This is a genomic window from Neobacillus sp. NPDC093127, assembly GCF_044754175.1.
GTDB lineage: Bacteria > Bacillota > Bacilli > Bacillales > Cytobacillaceae > Neobacillus.
Genome location: NZ_JBIVOP010000004.1, coordinates 94,017 through 112,416, shown reverse-complemented (window position 1 = coordinate 112,416; position 18,400 = coordinate 94,017). Strand labels below are relative to the sequence as shown.

At 40.3% G+C, this 18,400-nt stretch carries 18 protein-coding genes and 1 riboswitch; of the genes, 13 read left to right on the top strand and 5 right to left on the bottom strand.

Features of this window, described 5'->3' with window-relative positions; translation table 11 throughout:
* The first annotated feature begins 20 nt into the window (after positions 1-20).
* Both ACIQCO_RS07405 and ACIQCO_RS07400 read left to right on the top strand, forming a co-directional pair.
* Positions 21-782 carry a GNAT family N-acetyltransferase gene (locus tag ACIQCO_RS07405; protein ID WP_400427136.1) on the top strand — a complete coding sequence of 254 codons (762 nt, stop codon included), beginning with the start codon at positions 21-23 and terminating at the stop codon, positions 780-782.
* 13 nt (positions 783-795) lie between these two features.
* The gene (locus ACIQCO_RS07400) at positions 796-1,488 is read left to right on the top strand and encodes a copper homeostasis protein CutC (protein ID WP_400427134.1); all 693 of its coding nucleotides are present in this window, start codon (positions 796-798) and stop codon (positions 1,486-1,488) included.
* Between the two features lie 57 nt (positions 1,489-1,545).
* On the opposite strand, the gene ACIQCO_RS07395 is transcribed toward ACIQCO_RS07400, so the two are convergent.
* The gene (locus ACIQCO_RS07395) at positions 1,546-2,121 is read right to left on the bottom strand and encodes a QueT transporter family protein (RefSeq protein WP_400427133.1); all 576 of its coding nucleotides are present in this window, start codon (positions 2,119-2,121) and stop codon (positions 1,546-1,548) included.
* Between the two features lie 6 nt (positions 2,122-2,127).
* Positions 2,128-2,172: riboswitch (PreQ1 riboswitch) on the bottom strand.
* Positions 2,173-2,277: 105 nt separating this feature from the next.
* Positions 2,278-2,649 carry a VOC family protein gene (locus ACIQCO_RS07390; protein ID WP_400427132.1) on the bottom strand — a complete coding sequence of 124 codons (372 nt, stop codon included), beginning with the start codon at positions 2,647-2,649 and terminating at the stop codon, positions 2,278-2,280.
* Between the two features lie 289 nt (positions 2,650-2,938).
* On the opposite strand from ACIQCO_RS07390, the gene ACIQCO_RS07385 reads away from it, so the two are divergent.
* The 5 genes from ACIQCO_RS07385 (at position 2,939) to ACIQCO_RS07365 (ending at position 8,471) form a co-directional block, all read left to right on the top strand.
* On the top strand, positions 2,939-3,343 hold the full coding sequence (locus ACIQCO_RS07385) for a VOC family protein (protein ID WP_400427131.1): 405 nt from the start codon (positions 2,939-2,941) through the stop codon (positions 3,341-3,343).
* 102 nt (positions 3,344-3,445) lie between these two features.
* On the top strand, positions 3,446-4,435 hold the full coding sequence (locus ACIQCO_RS07380; protein WP_400427129.1) for a LacI family DNA-binding transcriptional regulator: 990 nt from the start codon (positions 3,446-3,448) through the stop codon (positions 4,433-4,435).
* A 179-nt stretch (positions 4,436-4,614) separates the two neighbouring features.
* Complete coding sequence (locus ACIQCO_RS07375; protein WP_400427127.1) at positions 4,615-6,018, top strand: sucrose-specific PTS transporter subunit IIBC; 1,404 nt, start codon at positions 4,615-4,617, stop codon at positions 6,016-6,018.
* Between the two features lie 71 nt (positions 6,019-6,089).
* Positions 6,090-7,517 carry a sucrose-6-phosphate hydrolase gene (locus ACIQCO_RS07370; RefSeq protein ID WP_400427125.1) on the top strand — a complete coding sequence of 476 codons (1,428 nt, stop codon included), beginning with the start codon at positions 6,090-6,092 and terminating at the stop codon, positions 7,515-7,517.
* Between the two features lie 12 nt (positions 7,518-7,529).
* On the top strand, positions 7,530-8,471 hold the full coding sequence (locus tag ACIQCO_RS07365) for an aminoimidazole riboside kinase (RefSeq protein WP_400427124.1): 942 nt from the start codon (positions 7,530-7,532) through the stop codon (positions 8,469-8,471).
* Positions 8,472-8,631: 160 nt separating this feature from the next.
* On the opposite strand, the gene ACIQCO_RS07360 is transcribed toward ACIQCO_RS07365, so the two are convergent.
* Entirely contained in the window at positions 8,632-8,946 is a 315-nt protein-coding gene (locus tag ACIQCO_RS07360; RefSeq protein ID WP_400427123.1) for a DMT family transporter, read from the bottom strand.
* 2 nt (positions 8,947-8,948) lie between these two features.
* Positions 8,949-9,299 carry a DMT family transporter gene (locus tag ACIQCO_RS07355; protein ID WP_400427122.1) on the bottom strand — a complete coding sequence of 117 codons (351 nt, stop codon included), beginning with the start codon at positions 9,297-9,299 and terminating at the stop codon, positions 8,949-8,951.
* Between the two features lie 214 nt (positions 9,300-9,513).
* On the opposite strand from ACIQCO_RS07355, the gene ACIQCO_RS07350 reads away from it, so the two are divergent.
* Positions 9,514-9,918: a globin domain-containing protein gene (locus tag ACIQCO_RS07350; protein WP_400427120.1), complete on the top strand. Its 405-nt coding sequence runs from the start codon at positions 9,514-9,516 to the stop codon at positions 9,916-9,918.
* 104 nt (positions 9,919-10,022) lie between these two features.
* Complete coding sequence (locus ACIQCO_RS07345) at positions 10,023-11,696, top strand: glycoside hydrolase family 13 protein (RefSeq protein WP_400427118.1); 1,674 nt, start codon at positions 10,023-10,025, stop codon at positions 11,694-11,696.
* A 52-nt stretch (positions 11,697-11,748) separates the two neighbouring features.
* Here ACIQCO_RS07345 and ACIQCO_RS07340 read toward each other — a convergent pair whose 3' ends face one another.
* Positions 11,749-13,509 carry a glycoside hydrolase family 13 protein gene (locus ACIQCO_RS07340; protein ID WP_400427433.1) on the bottom strand — a complete coding sequence of 587 codons (1,761 nt, stop codon included), beginning with the start codon at positions 13,507-13,509 and terminating at the stop codon, positions 11,749-11,751.
* Between the two features lie 272 nt (positions 13,510-13,781).
* On the opposite strand from ACIQCO_RS07340, the gene ACIQCO_RS07335 reads away from it, so the two are divergent.
* The 4 genes from ACIQCO_RS07335 (at position 13,782) to ACIQCO_RS07320 (ending at position 18,389) form a co-directional block, all read left to right on the top strand.
* Entirely contained in the window at positions 13,782-15,038 is a 1,257-nt protein-coding gene (locus ACIQCO_RS07335) for an extracellular solute-binding protein (RefSeq protein WP_400427117.1), read from the top strand.
* Positions 15,039-15,170: 132 nt separating this feature from the next.
* Entirely contained in the window at positions 15,171-16,457 is a 1,287-nt protein-coding gene (locus ACIQCO_RS07330; protein WP_400427116.1) for a sugar ABC transporter permease, read from the top strand.
* Position 16,458: 1 nt separating this feature from the next.
* A complete protein-coding gene (locus ACIQCO_RS07325; RefSeq protein WP_400427114.1) occupies positions 16,459-17,301 on the top strand; it encodes a sugar ABC transporter permease in 843 nt (280 codons plus the stop codon).
* Positions 17,302-17,339: 38 nt separating this feature from the next.
* Complete coding sequence (locus ACIQCO_RS07320) at positions 17,340-18,389, top strand: LacI family DNA-binding transcriptional regulator (RefSeq protein WP_400427113.1); 1,050 nt, start codon at positions 17,340-17,342, stop codon at positions 18,387-18,389.
* Positions 18,390-18,400: the final 11 nt, after the last annotated feature.

The window sequence follows — 18,400 nt, the reverse complement described above, 5'->3', positions numbered from 1 at the left end:
AAAGAGAAAGGTCGAGTGTTATGCCCAAAATATTCTTAATAGAGAGTTTAGTAGGTAAAACCTTTAAAATATTAAATGGCTTTCCTGCCTACATTACAATCGAACAAAAAGAAAAACCGACAGGCCTTATTTCTGAGCAAGAGCTCTCCATGGTAATTGATCTGTGTTCCAAGTGGGGATTTGAGCGAATTGGTGTTTCGTTGGATAAAACGTCAGAAGACTTCGACTGCCTATCGGAAATATTCCTAAGAAACGGGTTTGAACATTTTTCCTCTAGGGTTGAGGTTTATAAAGATTTAACGAACCTAGATAAAGGGGAAACACCGTTTACCTATGCTACCTTAGCTGATCAAAGCTTTTCAGAATCAAAATTTAAATCTCTCTGGGAAAGGTGTACGTCAGGTTCAGATAATAAACCAACAACCTTAACAATAGACCAGCACCTTATGGCGGTTAAAAGTGAATTAGGGGCTGACTGGGAAGAATCCTGCCACGTATATTATTTACAACATAACCCGATTGGAATTTCCATCCCGCACCTCGAGCCAGGTACAATGGATGAGGGGAGATTGTTTTATTTTGGACTATTACCTGAAGCAAGAGGGCAAGGTTTAAGTACTGCCCTGCATCTCCAATCGTTATGGGCCTTAAAAGAAATGGGAGCAAGCTACTACATTGGGAGCACACATCTCGGGAATAAGAAAATGCAAAGAGTATTTAAGAAAAATGGCTGCATTATCCGGACACAAACAGAAACGTATTACAAATATTTTTCCAATTAAGAAGGGATGAAAATTGAGCAAAGTAGAGATTATCGTCTTAAATGAAGAAGATGCAAAAACGGCTGAAGCCAATGGGGCGGACCGGCTTGAGTTAGTTTCCGCAATCGCTGAAGGCGGTCTGACACCAAGTTACGGAACGATTAAAAAGGTTGTAAAGAGTGTGGGAATTCCTGTAATGGTTATGGTTCGGCCACATAGCTATTCATTTGAATACCGTAAGAGTGAATGGGATGCTATTAGAGAAGATATTAAAATAATTCAAGAGTTAGGTGCTGCTGGAATCGTTTTTGGAGGGCTAACCGAAAAGCATACAGTTGATTTTGATATTCTCGCCATGGTTTTAGAAGTGGCCCAAGGTCTTTCCGTAACCTTTCATCGAGCCATTGATCAAACGGATGCTTTAGAAGCGTATAGGTCCCTTTGCCACGCACCGTATCATGTTGACCGTATCCTCACTTCAGGTGGGAAACCAAAGGTACTGGAAGGTCTTGACCCATTAAAGAGGATGTTAACGGAGTCGAAGAAAACACCTGACCAGCCAATCATCATGCCGGGTTCAGGTCTCTCTTCCAGTAATATTGAGTATATACATAAACAGCTCCAGGCATCGGAATACCATTTTGGCTCAGCAGTAAGAATCAATGGGGATTTTCGCAATCAAATAAATGGGGATGAAATCCAAAAGATAAAAAGAATGGTCAACTAGTTTACAACAAAAAAGAGCTGCTGCTTTATTCACCTTTAGCAGCAACTCTTATGATAGTTAAACCATTTTTTCAAAATGGACGCGTTTGTTAATAGCATACATAATCGGCATGCCGACGGCCATCACGACCAATTCACCAACTGCAGTTGTCAGCCATGTAAACATGAAAGGTAAACCAAACGCCAGGTGAAGTTCAAGGGCAATCAAGAACATTGTAAACGTGAAGACAAGTGTATTGACGACCATTCGTGCCCAGATGCCTTTGATAAAGCGGGCGCATACAATCGCAATCAACAAGGCAATCACCGATTGGCCGACACCGAAAATCAGGTCATATGCCTTCATTGGTGAAAAGAATAAATTCGTCAAAAATACACCAAGAACGATTCCATAAATGTACTTTTTGTTAAAAACGATCAGATGATTAAACATTTCCGAGACACGGAACTGGACTTGGGTAAAGCCAAACGGCTGAATTAAGGCTGAAACAGCAATGTATAATGCGGCGACAATCCCGCCCACAACAACTCCATGCACTTTGTTGTGTGCCTTGCCGGCTGCAGCAGTTTCAACAGAACCAATACCTGGTTTGGCACCAATTGGTTGTGCTGCTGTGTTAGTTGTTTTCTCCATATTCATTTCTCCTTAGTTTTTTTTCGTGGGAGGATCTCGAACCACGTTAAGGTAAGATGCTTGCAAACTAATATATTAATACTAATAATAGCATGAGTCAATGACAGTTTTTTCAAAAGAATAAAGGAAGCCGTCCAAAACGGCTTCCTTGCAGCACTAACTTTGTACCTCGCTCATTAGTGCATGGGTATTGTCTTCAGTGTCTTTGAAGAACGACATCCATGTTTCTGTTTGACCCATTTTGGCGACAATGTGCGGTTCGTCGATAAAGACGACCCCTTTTTCAACTAATCCTTGATAGCTTTCCTTAATATCCGCAACTTGAAAATAGATAACCGAACTTGGGTGAGCAAATTGCACCTGTTCAGGTAGGCTCAGCAGAAGGCGCAGGCCGTTACATTCAAAGAATGCCAGCGTTTCAGTATTGAACAGCAGAGGAAGTTCCAGTAAATCCTTATAAAAGGTAGTCGCTCTATCAATATCCTTCACGGGCACTCCAATTTGTCCAATATTTTGAATTTTAGTCATCTAACTCTCTCCCATCCTAAATAATCCAATCTCATAAATTATAATTTAAATACTCTTTATTTTCAAAAAAGATTCATGCGTCGGAGCATTATTGTGAAGAGAGAAGCTAGACAACTATTTTCCGTGAACATTTTCAGAAATTTTGCCGGTAATGTTCAAATAATGCGTTATCACCTTTATTATTGCTGCAAATATGTAAAAATAGAGATTGGAAGACAGGGCTGCTCAGTCCTTTTTTTAAAAATATTATGTTCAGCCTGAACACTGAAGAAATGGAGGTTAACAAAACATGCTCCACCATCTTGAAATTTATGTTTCCAATCTTACTAAAACCATTGAATTCTGGGAGTGGTTTTTAACAGAATTAGGATACGAGCGATATCAGAAATGGGACTCGGGTATTAGTTGGAAGGATCGGGATACTTATATCGTTTTTGTCCAAGCAGAGGAACGGTTTATGGATGTCCCTTACCATCGCTGCAGGGTAGGGTTAAACCATCTGGCATTCCATGCGAAATCGAGGGAACAGGTTGATGAAATCACCGAAAAGTTAAAGATGGAGGGAGTAGGAATCCTCTATCAAGATAAGCATCCTTACGCTGGCGGCGATTCTCATTACGCTGTTTATTTCGAAGACCCCGATCGAATCAAAGTGGAACTCGTTGCACCGGAAAAATACGGACAATTAATATAAAGGGGAATAGGGAATGGCTGCCTGAATAAAAAGGCCTTTTATTTTTTAATTACTTGTGTAAAATAGTTGTAGACCTATCAAGGGGTGCAGGAGGACTATTTCATGGTAACAATTAAGGAGATTGCTGAGAGGGCGAATGTTTCCCGGACAACTGTTTCAAGAGTTTTAAATAGTTCCGGATACGTAAGCGAGGAGGCAAAAAAAAGAGTTTTAAAGGTAATAGAGGAAACTAGTTATGTCCCGAGCGAAAATGCGAAATCTTTACGGACGAAAAAGACAAAGGTCATTGGCGCGGTTCTTCCCAAAATTAGTACAGAAACATCAAGCCGGCTTGTAAAAGGAATGGATGAAATTCTTGCACCGGAAGGCTATCAAATTCTCCTGACGAATACAAATCTTGAACCTGAAAAGGAAATTGAATATTTAAAGCTGCTGAAAAGTCGGCATGTTGATGGAATTATTCTATCGGCCACTAACATCAATCGTCCTTTAGTTGAAGAAATATATAATTTGAAAATCCCATTTGTCACCGTGGGACAAACGATCTCCGGTTTAGCGAATGTCATTTTTGATGATTATCAGGCTACCAAAGACATGGTAAATTTCCTCGTTCAAAAGGGGCATAACAATATTGCTTTTATTGGTGTAGATGAACAGGATCGTGCTGTAGGATATTTACGCAAATCCGGATACCTCGACGCCATGAAAGAAAATAACTTATATATAGAAAACAACTGGGTGAAAAAGGGAATATTTAATGTTGAATCCGGTTTCGAGTGTATGAAGGCAATCCTTGATGCTTCGCAAAATAAACCAACAGCCGTGTTAGCGGTAACAGACCGCTTAGCTATTGGTGCAATGCAGTATTTGAAGGAGGCGGGAATCACGATTCCGGATGATATCGCACTAGCGGGAATGGGAGCTTCTGAACTATCAAAATACATCACGCCAGCCCTAACAACGATCGATTTTTCCATCGAAGAGGCAGGACGGGAAGCAGCATTATTAATTCTTAAAAAGATAAATGGGGAAAATTCCCACGAGATAATTAAAAAAATTCATTATAGACTAATAGAAAGAGCCAGTATATAATGAATTGTGTAATCGATTCCATTCAGTAATTTCCATCGGTTACACTATTATTTTTTCTTTTTATGGAATCGATTCCATAGGGATTGATGCGTAATTTTTCTGGGTATTTCTAAACTATGGATAATCTTTTTTTCTTCTATGTGTAATCGATTCCACATATTAAAACAGGGGTGAGATCAATGTCTGAAAATCGCAAGATAGCAGAAGACGTAGTCGAGGCTGTTGGGGGCCAGGGGAACATTCAATCTGTAGCCCACTGTGCTACACGTCTTAGGATTATGGTTAACGATAAGGAAAAAATCAATCAAGAGAAAACAGAGAAAATCAATAAAGTAAAGGGAGCCTTCTTTAATTCCGGGCAATACCAAATTATTTTTGGAACGGGAACAGTCAATAAAATTTACGAAGAAATTTCCCAGCTTGGACTTGATACAATGTCTGCTTCAGACCAGAAAAAAGAAGCGGTAAAAAGCGGCAGCAGATTTCAAAGAGCGATCAGAACCTTTGGAGATGTGTTTGTGCCGATTATACCGGTTCTAGTAGCAACAGGACTATTTATGGGGCTTCGAGGTTTAGTGATGCAGGAACAAATACTGGCCTTGTTCGGCATGAAGCCGGATGACATTTCGCAAAACTTTATCTTATTTACACAAGTCTTAACTGATACGGCATTTATTTTCCTGCCTGCCCTAATTGCCTGGTCAACATTTAGAGTGTTCGGTGGAACGCCAATCATCGGATTGGTCCTTGGCTTGATGCTTGTATCCCCAGCATTGCCAAATGCCTGGGCCGTAGCCGGTGGCGATGTGAAGCCGCTTCACTTTCTAAACTTTATTCCTGTTGTTGGTTACCAAGGTTCTGTTTTACCTGCGTTTATTGCTGGAATTATCGGGGCAAAGCTTGAGAGATTAATAAGAAAACGTGTACCGGAAGCTTTTGACTTAATTCTCACACCATTTCTAACGCTTCTCGTTATGATTACCTTCTCACTATTAGTGATTGGACCTATCTTCCATATTGTTGAACAAGATATTTTAAAGGTTGCAACGAACGTCCTTTCCTGGCCGTTTGGAATTAGTGGAATTCTAATTGGTGGACTGAACCAGCTAATTGTTATTACAGGGGTTCACCATATCTTCAACATGTTAGAGATTCAACTATTATCTCAATTTCATAATAACCCGTATAATGCCATTATTACATGTTCGGTTGCTGCCCAAGGCGGTGCAGCACTTGCTGTAGGAATAAAGACAAAGTCAACGAAATTAAAAGCACTTGCATTTCCTTCCGCCTTGTCAGCATTTTTGGGAATTACCGAACCGGCTATTTTTGGGGTTAACTTACGGTATGGTAAACCATTTATTATGGCGTTAATTGGCGGCGCAGCCGGCGGATTTTTATCATCCATCTTAGGTCTTAAAGCTACCGGGATGGCGGTTACAGTAATTCCTGGGACCCTGCTGTATTTAAATGGGCAAATTTTGTTGTACATCCTAGTCAACCTGGTTGCCATCGCTGTTGCTTTCCTTCTAACCTGGATGTTTGGCTACTCAGATAAAGCTAAGAAGGAAATCGAACAATAATATTTATTAACAAAAGGCAAGACATGGCTTGCCTTTTTCCTTTAAAAAAAATACATCAAGGAGGGTCTTGTATGGCAGAAAGAGAAGGTCTCCTTATAGATCAGGCATATGAAGAAGTAAAAAAATACAAGGATATCGTTCAACAGGATCCTTATCGATTAAGCTATCATCTAATGCCCCCAGTTGGGCTATTAAATGATCCAAATGGGTTAATTCAATATAAGGGTGTTTATCATGTGTTTTATCAATGGAACCCGTTTGAAACAGCACATGGAGCAAAGTTTTGGGGACATTACTCATCAATGGATATGGTCCACTGGAAAGAGGACCCAATCGCCCTGGCGCCAATTGAGTGGTATGAAATAAGCGGCTGTTACTCCGGAAGCGCATTGGAGTCAGACGGAAAACTCTATCTGTTTTATACTGGTAATGTAAAGTTGGAAGACGGTATCCGCGAGACCTATCAATGTCTGGCAGTTTCGTCCGATGGAATTCACTTTGAAAAAAAGGGGCCGATTCTAAGGCTTCCTGAGGGGTATACAGCCCATTTCCGCGACCCGAAGGTTTGGAAGAAGAACGGGCGCTGGTATATGATTATTGGTGCGCAAACATTGTCGGAAAAAGGGGCAGCTGTTTTATTTACTTCTAACGATTTATATCATTGGGATGAACTTGGCCCGATTGCTGGATCAGGAATGAATGGTCTCGAAAACTTTGGGTATATGTGGGAGTGCCCCGACCTTATTCAATTAAATGGCAAAGATATCTTATTGGTTTCTCCACAGGGATTAGAAGCAGAAGGTTATTTGTACAATAATTTATTTCAATCTGGCTACTTCATTGGTAAATTAGATTATGAAGCTGTCCAATTCCAGCATGGATCGTTTACAGAGCTTGACCGTGGTTTTGATTTTTATGCCCCGCAAACCTTTACAGACGAATCGGGGAGAACCATTCTTTATGGGTGGATGGGTATAACGGACGAGAGTGAGCCATACCAGCCGACCATTCGTAACAAATGGCTACATGCTTTGACAATACCGCGAGAGTTGGAATTTCGGAATGATACTGTTTTTCAAAAACCAGTCGAAGAACTGAAAAAGCTTCGAACAGATGAATTAAGCATGGAAAATGGTAATCATACTAGTCTGGATGGGGTTTGTACAGCAGAATTAATCCTCGATTTTGTTCAGTTTGGCGAAGGAATATTTGAAGTTAATTTCCGTCACGAGGCATACCTTCGTTATGATTCACTTAAAAAGGAAATCAGTTTACACCGCAGGAATGTAAAAGACGAACAGATGGAAAAAAGAGTTTGCTGTATTGATTCTCTTTCTAAGCTTCACATCTTTATGGACCATTCTTCTTTAGAGATTTTCATCAATGATGGACAAGAGGTTTTTACGGCGCGCTATTTTCCTACTCCAAATGTTAAGACGATTAGCTTTAATGGAAATGTAGTTTTTACTTTAAAAAAGTGGAATCTAGAATCAGATTAAGAGGTGGGTGTTATGAAAGGTATAATATGTTTAGGTGAGGCTTTAATCGATTTTATCCCACTGGATGCGGAAAATTTGACGTACCAAAAAGCTCCGGGCGGTGCACCTGCAAATGTAGCGGTTGGCATTGCCAAGCTTGGTGGATTGTCGACTTTCGTTGGGAAAGTCGGGAATGACGTGTTAGGCCATTTTTTAAATGAGACTTTAGCGGACTACGGAGTCAACGTAAGTACAATGATTTTCACTGAGGAAGCTAGGACGGGGGTTGTGTTTGTAACGTTAGAGCCTTCCGGAGAACGTCAGTTTAGTTTTTATATTAATCCAAGTGCGGATCGTTTTTTAAAAAAGGAAGAATTAGCACCAGAGGTTTTTCAAGGTCAAAAGATTCTTCATTTTGGCTCCATCTCACTGATTAGTGAACCGGCAAAATCAGCGACCATACATGCGATAGAGCTGGCAAAAAAAGCGGGAATGCTCATTTCGTATGACCCTAATCTCCGCTTAGGGTTATGGGACTCCGCAGAACAGGCAAAAGAGACAATTATTAAAACCCTCTCTTATGCGGATATATTAAAGGTGTCGGAAGAAGAGCTGGCTTTTCTAACAGACTGCGACAATCTGGAAGAAGGAATGGCTCTGTTGCCGGATTTGCCTCTCATTTTGGTTACATTAGGTGAAGAAGGGAGTTTTTATCGTTTTAAAGGAGAGATTGGAAGGGTTCCTGCAATGGTTTGTAAGGTTGTTGATACAACTGGTGCAGGAGACGCTTTTGTTTCCGGTATCCTCTATTCGTTAAATGACTCTGAGAAAACGCTAGCCGAACTTTCTACTTCTGAAATAAAGGAAATAATTCGGTTTGCCAGTGTTTCCGGCGGATTAGCCACGACGAAAAAAGGCGCCATGACCGGCCTGCCAACACTGGCAGAGATTCAAGCTGTTTTGAAAAATAGGTAAATTTTCACCAAAAGAATACCATTGCATAAATGGTATTCTTTTATAATAGATACGGAGCCTTTAGTTGGGATTGATGATACTATAAAGGTTCATTAGCTGCCTCTATGTGGAAAAAGCAGCAGCTGGTCGATAAGTGTAATTCACTAAATCGGTTTTTTTCTTAGGAAAATGCCTTTAATCCCATTACCCCAATGATAATTAAAACAACACTTAAAATGCGCCCGATGTTTTTTGATTCCCCAAAAAGGAAGATGTTGATTAGCACAGCCCCAGCCGTTCCAATGCCGACCCAAACGATATAGGCAATACTTAGCTGTAAATAATGGAATGATGCATATAAAAAAGCAAATGATGCGCCGAATCCGCCAATATAAAGTACTCCATTTCTTACTGTTTTCCGTTGACTATACAATTTCAGCCCGGCAGCACCGGTGACCTCACTAGCTGCTGCCAAAAGAACAAACAACCAGCCCATACTTAGGCAGCTCCTTTCGAGGATTTTTTTTCCTCTGTTGTGTTATCCGCAAGGTTTAGACCAATGACTCCGATTACGATCAGAGAAACAAACAGAATCATGCTCGGATTGAAACTCCCGCCAAAAAGGAAGACATCCATTAACACAGTTCCAATAGTTCCTACTCCTGCAAAAACTGCATAAACAGTACCTGTCGGGAGGCTTTTACATGCTTTGGGAAGAAAGTGAAAATCGATAAAAATAATCACCAAAACCATCACCCACTGCCACCATGTAGTAGCTGTATTAAATCCGTACACCCAAATTAATTCAAACAAACAGGTTAAAGCAACGTAAATCCAGGCTTTATTCATTCAACTCACCTCTCAAAGACGATAAATCATAATATATTTCCCGTTAAGCGGTTTTCATATTATTTTAGAATACCATATTCATTCAAAATGGCGACATAAATTGAGTGCACCTTGTAGGAAACTTATGTAAATCAAACCTTAGTGTGATTTAAATCACGAAAATCCATCGGGTTTATTATTATAATAATCATTAACAAGGGAAAAATAATAGTGGATGGTGAAGAAATTGGAATATAATTTTAAATCACTTTATAGCGAAATAGGCGGACAAGATACGATTGATAAATTAGTCAATGCCTTTTATCCGCGTGTATATGACGATCCTGAGCTGGCCCCATTATTTGAAGGGGATATGGAAGAGATAAAGCGGAAGCAGCGGATGTTCCTGCCGCAATTTTTAGGAGGTCCAGCCCTTTACAGCCAAGAATTCGGGCCGCCGGCCATGAGGGAGCGCCACCTGCCGTTCGAAGTCACGCCGAGACGAGCACAGTGCTGGCTTCGCTGCATGAGAGAGGCCTTTGAGGAAATTGGCCTCGACCAAAACCCGGCAGGACTGGCCTTTTATGACCGTCTAACCCAAGTAGCTGGAATTATGGTGAATAGTCCGGATAGCGAATAATATAACAATAGAATCCTCGTCCAGTTTTTATTGGATGAGGATTTTTCAGTTTTACTGCATCTTTGTGATATAGTTGGTTTGTTTAAAGTGAGGAGGTTAGCGTAGTGAAAACCAATGACCAATGGTGGGAAAAGAGTGTAGTATATCAAATTTATCCCCGAAGCTTTAATGATTCGAACGGCGATGGAATTGGTGATATTCAAGGCATTATCGAGAAACTGGATTATTTAAAAATATTAGGAGTCGATGTGATTTGGCTCAGTCCGATTTACGATTCGCCAAATGATGATAATGGCTATGATATCCGTAACTACCAAGCTATTATGAACGAGTTCGGAACAATGGCTGATTTTGACCGGATGTTAGCAGAGTTGCATAAACGTGAAATGAGACTCGTCATGGATTTAGTGGTGAACCATACTTCTGATGAACATGAGTGGTTTGTTCAGTCGAAAAAATCAAAAGACAATCCGTACCGCGACTATTATTTTTGGCGTAAAGGAAAAGACGGAAAAGAACCGAATAATTGGGGTTCTGTGTTCAGCGGCTCGGCGTGGCAATATGACGAAACAACCAATGAATACTTTTTACATTTATTTTCGAAAAAACAGCCTGACCTCAACTGGGAAAATCCGAAACTCCGGGAAGAAGTGTACCAGATGATGAAGTTCTGGCTCGATAAAGGAATTGACGGCTTCCGGATGGATGTCATTAATATGATATCGAAGCAGGCGGAGCTGCCGGACGGCGAGCAGAGCGTTGGTCAATTATATGGCGATGGCGGGCAATACTATATGAATGGACCGAGAATCCATGAATTTTTACAAGAAATGAACCATGAGGTTTTGTCTAACTACCCCGTCATGACCGTTGGCGAAATGCCAGGTGCGACCCCAGAGGATGCTAAAAAATACACGGACCCTGACCGGAAAGAAGTCAACATGATTTTCACGTTTGAGCATATGGACTTAGACAGTGGTCCGGGCGGAAAATGGAATTTAAAACCGTTGAATTTAGTCGATTTGAAGGAAAATCTTACGAAGTGGCAGACGGCGTTACATAACAAAGGCTGGAATAGCCTGTATTGGAATAATCATGACCAGCCGCGGATTGTTTCCCGATTTGGTAATGACGGTGAGTATCGAGTAAAATCGGCGAAAATGTTAGCAGCCTGCCTTCATTTTATGCAAGGGACACCTTATATTTATCAAGGGGAAGAAATCGGAATGACCAATGTTAAGTTTGAATCCCTTGAAGATTATCGCGATATCGAAACCATTAATATGTATAACGAAAGAATAGCGTTAGGCTATCCGCATGAGGAGATCATGGCTTCGATTTATGTAAAAGGCCGTGACAATGCTAGAACGCCGATGCAATGGGATGATGCTGAACATGGCGGCTTCACGTCTGGAACCCCATGGATCAAGGTCAACCCTAGATACAAAGAAATTAATGTAAAAAATGCCTTGGAGGATTCGGAATCCATCTTTTATTTTTATCAAAAATTGATTTCTCTTAGAAAAGAAATGGATATTGTTATAGAAGGTGATTTTCAATTACTGCTAAAAGATCACCCTGCATTGTTTGCTTACGAACGAAAGTGGAACGATAAAGCCCTCCTTGTGCTGTGTAATTTTAGTGGAGATGAAGTAATCATTGAGGATGTTGAGCTTAGAACAAGGCTAGCTGAGTATAACGTTGTCCTTTCTAACTATGATATAGGCAGCCAAAACAATCTCCGTCCATATGAGTCCATTGTGTTAAAAAATAAATAAAAACTAAGCAAAAAGGACAAGGATGCTCAATGGGAGCTCCTTGTCCTTTTTGTTAATATTCCAAAATAGCAAAGCCATTTCCTTGTAATTGAATCGTCAACTCAGGGCCAGAAAACGCTAAAACTCTATTCTCCCACAGGTCTTTAACAGCTTTACCGTTTAAATCAAATGGAACTGTATATGCAGCCTTTTCACTGTTTGTATTCAAAATAACGGTAATTGTTTGCTCGCCATTGGACTTGGTATAGGCCAGACATGTATCATGCTCCCTAGGTGAAATGAAGCTAAGCTCACCATCATTCGCTAGTAATGGATTTTCACCGCGTAACCGAATTAATTTTTGAATATGGCTAAGCAACTCCTGATTTTGTTTGTCAGGGTCCCACTCCATGCACTTGCGGCAGCCAGGATCCATGCCGCCAGTCATCGCAATTTCATCACCATAATAAATACATGGTGTCCCGATAAAGGTCAGAAGCAAGGTGAAAATCTGCTTTACCTGTGCCAAATCCTCGCCGCATTCTGTCAAGATTCTTGCTGTATCATGGCTGCCAACGAGGTTAAAGGCAACTCCATTAACATTCTTCGGATACATATGAATCACACTTGTCATATTTTCAACGAATTCTTTTGCTGTAATTGTTTGCTTGGCAAACAGGTTAAGGATATTCGTTGTAAATGGATAATTCATGACCGCATCAAATTGGTCACCGCGGAGCCATGGCATTGAATCGTGCCAAATTTCTCCGAGGATATACAAGTCAGGCTTTAGGGCCTTTACTTCCCGACGAAATTCACGCCAAAATGCATGATCGACTTCATTTGCCACGTCGAGACGCCAGCCGTCAATATCAAACTCTCTAACCCAGTAGCGGCCGACCTCCAGCAAATATTCCTTTACTTCTGGATTCTCCGTATTTAATTTTGGCATAAACGGTGTAAACGCAAAGGTATCATAATTTGGCCGCGGCTCAGTCACTAATGGAAACTCATGAACATGGAACCAATTCTTAAAACGTGAATTTTCACCGTATTTAAGAACATCCTGAAACTGAGGGAAATAAAAACCGCTATGGTTAAACACTGCATCAAGCATGACTTTGATGCCATTTTGATGGCAGACTGCTATCAATTCTTTAAAGGCTTCCTTCGTTCCAAATTGCGGATCTAACTCCATATAATCAATCGTATCGTATTTATGATTAGAATGGGCTTTAAAAATTGGCGTAAAGTAGATTCCGCTGATGCCCAAATCCTTCAGGTAGGGAACTTTGTGCAGGACACCCTCGATATCACCGCCGAAAAAATTAGTTGGTGTCGGTTCTGTACTGCCCCAGGGAAGGACACCTTCTGGGTCATTGTCTTTATTTCCGTTTGCAAATCGTTCAGGGAAAATTTGGTACCATACTGTATTTTTTACCCACTCGGGAGCCTGGAAAATATCTGCCTTGTTCATAAATGGAAAACAAAAGTAATAAGCGGTATCGTCAACTGGAGGCTCAGCGTAAAAGCCCTTTTCTGTAAAACATACCGTTTCCGTTCCATCATTTAAGAGAAACCCATAACGTAATCTTTTAAAAGGGGGGATTACTGAAGCAACCCAATAGTCAAAATACTGATCAGAACCGCTTTTTTTCATAGGGAGTGCGTCAGTTTTCCAATGTTTCCCTTCCCAATTGTATGGGTCACCTTGGATAAGAGTTACCTTTTTAATATCCATTTTTTTTGTACGAATTTGAATATGTAATTCATTGTTTGTGCAAACGTATGCGTAGTTATCCTTTGGTCGATGATAGATGGCTTCTTTAAACAAGCTAGTCAACTCTCTTTCTTGAAACGTTATTTTTAAGGCTATTTTACTAAAAAGTAAGAAAAAATGATATAAATTCAAATCCAATCTAGCATTTCCATTTTATCTGGATAAAAAAAGTATTTTACAAAAACTAGTTGTAAAATTAAAAATAGGTATTATAATGAAAGTAAGTTGTGCAACCGTTTTCGCAAATGTAAGCGCTGTTCATTATGTTTATGGTTCGCGGAATGGCCAGAACTCAAATCACTCTACATTTTACAGGAGGGGAAAAAATGAAAAAAGCACTAGCAATCTTTATGATGGCTGTCTTGATGCTTGGTGTTCTGTCTGCATGTGGTCCAAAGCGTGATACTACAGACAAGAAAGACACTGGCAAAAAGGAAGAAACAGTAGCAAAACCGGATAAATTAGTTGTATGGGAAGATAAAGACAAATCCGGCTGGCTTAAAAAAGTAGCAGCAGATTTCGAAAAGAAAAATGACATTAAAATTGAATTCAAAGAAGTAGAAATGGCAACAAAAATGCGTGACCAGCTCCGTCTTGACGGTCCTGCCGGGACAGGCCCAGATATTGTTACCTTACCGCATGACCAAGTAGGGCAAGTTGCAACAGAAGGTCTTATTGCTGAGCTTAAGGTCGACAAAAAGGTAACGGATCAATTTTCACAACCTTCAATTGATGCAGAAACGTACGATGGTAAATTATACGGACTTCCAAAAGCTTCGGAAACACCGGTATTTATTTATAACAAAGATTTAATGAAGGAAGCTCCAAAGACGATGGATGAAGTTTACAAATTCTCTAAAGACTTCACAAAAGGTCAAAATTACGGCTTCCTAGCGCTTTGGGATAACTTCTATTTCGCTCATGGGATTATCGGCGGTATGGGCGGATATGTTTTCAAGAACAACGATCCAAATGATATCGGCCTAAATAATGAAGGTGCTGTGAAAGGAACTGAGTACATCCAAAAATGGTATACAGAAGGATTATTCCCTAAAGGTATCATTGGTGAAAATGGCGGCTCCGCACTTGATGGTCTTTTCACAGAAGGTAAAGTGGCTTCTGTTATGAACGGACCATGGGCATTTAAACCATATACAGATGCAGGCATTAAAATTGGTGTTACAGCACTTCCAACACTTCCTAACGGTGACCATGTAAAAACATTCATGGGGGTTAAAGGCTGGCATGTATCTGCTTATTCTAAGAATCAAGAATGGGCAACAAAATTCGTCGAGTTTATTACAAACGATGAAAACTCTAAATATCGTTTCGAACAAACATCTGAAGTACCAACAAACGCAGCTTTACTTGATGACCCAGCAATTAAGGATAACGAAGGTGCTAAAGCAGTAGCTGAGCAATCACAATACGCTGTTCCAATGCCAAATATCCCTGAAATGGGTCAGGTTTGGGATCCAATGGCAAAATCCCTTCAAACTGTTGTAACTGGAAAATCAAAGCCGAAAGCGGCACTTGATTCAGCAGTAGAACAAATTAAAGCCAACATCAAATCTACAAAATAATCTAATGTCAGCAGTACCTCACCTTCATGAGGTACTGCTATCTATTCATACTATTTTAGTTGTTTTATGAGGGAAAAATCATTTTTTCTTGATAAAGCAACTAAGCTTACTAATTAGAAAGGGGAGTATAGGATGTCAAACGATATAACCTATCCAACCAGCCATCGTAAAAAAGCGTTAATCCTTTCCATTATCCCTGGGTTAGGTCAACTGTATAACAAGCAAGTGTTAAAGGGAATCTCCTTTCTCATCTTAAGTGCAGCTTTTATTTATGTATTTATGGATTTGATAAACATTGGTTTATGGGGATTAGTAACATTAGGAGAAATACCATTTGAGGATCATTCGATTTTTCTTTTAGTGTATGGGATTTTGGCAATCATTGTTCTTATCTTTGGGATTGGGTTTTACATATTTAATCTGCGTGATGCATACAACGTAGGAAAAAAACGCGATAGCCAGGAACCCATCAATACCGTAAAGGACCAATACCGAAACCTTATTGATAATGGCTTTCCCTATTTAATTATGTCACCGGGATTTCTATTATTAGTATTTGTTGTTATTTTTCCGATTATTTTCGTTGTATTACTTGGATTTACAAACTATGATCTCTACCATACGCCGCCGGCTAAGCTTGTTGATTGGGTAGGGTTTAAAAACTTTGTTGAAATCTTTCAAGTAGACATGTGGCGTAAAACGTTCTTCTCTGTATTGGCATGGACATTAGTTTGGACATTTGTTGCGACCACTTTCCAGGTGGCGTTAGGAATTTTCCTGGCGATTATTGTCAATCAGAAGGATGTCAAAGGCAAAGCGATAATGCGTACTGTATTTATTCTGCCTTGGGCTGTTCCGGCATTCGTCTCGATTCTAGTGTTTGCTGGGATGTTCAATGAGTCATTTGGGGCAATAAACAGAGATATTCTTGGGTTTTTCGGCATTCAAGGACTGCCATGGATGACAGAACCGATATTCACAAGAATTGCGTTAATCTTAATCCAAACATGGTTGGGGTTCCCATTTATTTTTGCGATGACAACAGGCGTCCTGCAATCCATTCCGGCGGACTTATATGAAGCGGCTACCGTTGACGGTGCTTCTAACTTTCAAAAGTTCAAAAACATTACTTTACCGTTAGTTTTATTTGCGACAGCACCAGTAATCATTACACAATACACGTTTAATTTTAATAATTTCAATCTTATCTACTTATTTAACGGCGGAGGTCCGGCAGTTACAGGACAGAACGCTGGAGGTACCGATATCCTGATTTCATGGATTTACCGCCTGACGATGACTTCGGCACAATATTCAAAGGCCGCAACGCTTACAATGCTATTATCTGTGATTGTCATATCCGTTGCGATTTGGCAGTTTAGAAGAACGAAATCATTCCAAGAAGAGGATATGATGTAATATGAATATGAAAAGACAGAAAATCATTAGACTTACCCTGACATATTTAGTAGTCCTCATCATGTTTGTGATTATTTTATATCCATTGGCGTGGATAATTGGCTCATCCTTTAACCCAGGGCAGAGCTTATCTGGTTCAAGTATTATTCCAAAACATGCGACAATTGCCCATTATAAGTATCTTTTTGACATGGGTAAAAGTAACTACATTTTCTGGTATATTAACTCGTTAAAAGTAAGTATTCTAACGATGGTATTTACCGTTATCCTGGTAAGCTTAACCGCCTATTCCTTTTCTCGCTATCGCTTTGTGGGGCGTAAAAATGGCTTAATGACCTTTTTGATTTTGCAAATGATACCCAACTTCGCTGCTCTAATTGCTATCTATATTTTAGCGACGCTTACCCATTTAATCGATACCCACTTAGGTCTTATCTGTGTCTATGTTGGCGGCCAGATTCCAATGAATACATGGCTGATGAAGGGGTATCTCGATACAATTCCGAAAGAGCTGGATGAGTCCGCGAAGATTGATGGTGCCGGACACTTACGAATTTTTTTCCAAATTGTCATGCCGCTGGCTAAACCAATTATTGCCGTTGTGGCGCTGTTCTCATTTATTGCCCCATTTGCTGATTTTATTATTGCAAGCATATTGCTCCGGACTGAAAAAAATTATACATTAGCTGTGGGTCTATATGAAATGGTTGCTAAACAATTTGGTGCAGAATTTACCACGTTTGCTGCTGGAGCCGTCTTGATTGCCGTTCCGATTGCGATTCTCTTCTTGTCCTTCCAGCGTTTCTTCGTGTCTGGATTAACAGCAGGGGGAACGAAAGGATAAGTGTATATTATGATTAGACCCTTTGAGGGGGAGAAACAATGAACGTAACGATTAAGGATGTAGCAAGCTTAGCAAACGTAGCACCATCAACTGTTTCGCGAGTTATTGCTGACAGTCCGCGTATAAGTGAAGCTACAAAGGAAAAAGTCAAACAGGCAATGGAGCAGCTCGGCTACCACCCAAACTTAAATGCGAGAAATCTGGCGAGCCAATCGACACAAGCATTAGGGCTTGTGATGCCGAGCTCGAAGGATGTAGGTTTTCAAAATCCCTTTTTTCCTACTGTGTTACAGGGAATCAGTGAAGGTGCGCAAGAGAAGAATTATGCCTTGCACATGACAACCGGGAAATCGGAAGAGGAAATTCTTCATGCTGTCGTTCAAATGGTGCAGGGAAAACGAGTCGACGGGGTTGTCCTCCTGTATTCAAAGGTAGAGGACCAGGTCATTTCCTATTTAAAAAAGAGAAATTTTCCCTTTGTTCTTATTGGGAAACCATTTACAGATATCGAAGAAATTACTCATGTAGATAATGATAATGTTCGCGCTATGAAAGATGCGACTAATTATTTAATTGGACTTGGCCACAAGCAAATAGGTTTTATCGGCGGAAGTCTCGAGTTAATAGTAACGGCCGACCGCCTGAATGGTTATAAAAAGGCATTAGCTGAAGCAGCTATTGAGACAAGAGGTGAATATATCATTCATCAGGAATTTTTAAGAGAGGGCGGGCAGGAGGCTGTTCGGGAGTTAATGCAACTTGAAAATCCCCCGACTGCCCTTGTGGTAGCAGACGACTTTATGGCGCTAGGTGTCCTGAATACCCTTGATGAATTAGGAATTAGCGTTCCGGATGATATTTCGATTGTCGGCTTTAATAATGTTCTGCTGGCAGAAATGGCGAAACCGCCATTAACTTCTGTTGATATTAATATTTTTGAGCTTGGCTATCAAGCTTCAAAAAATTTAATCCAAAAAATTGAAAACAACAATGAACCGACTAAGCGCCTGATTATCTCGCATCGTTTGGTTGAACGTTTATCATGCAGTCAGCCAAGTGCAGAGAAATCAGACAAAAGTAACGATTAGTGAGGAATTTA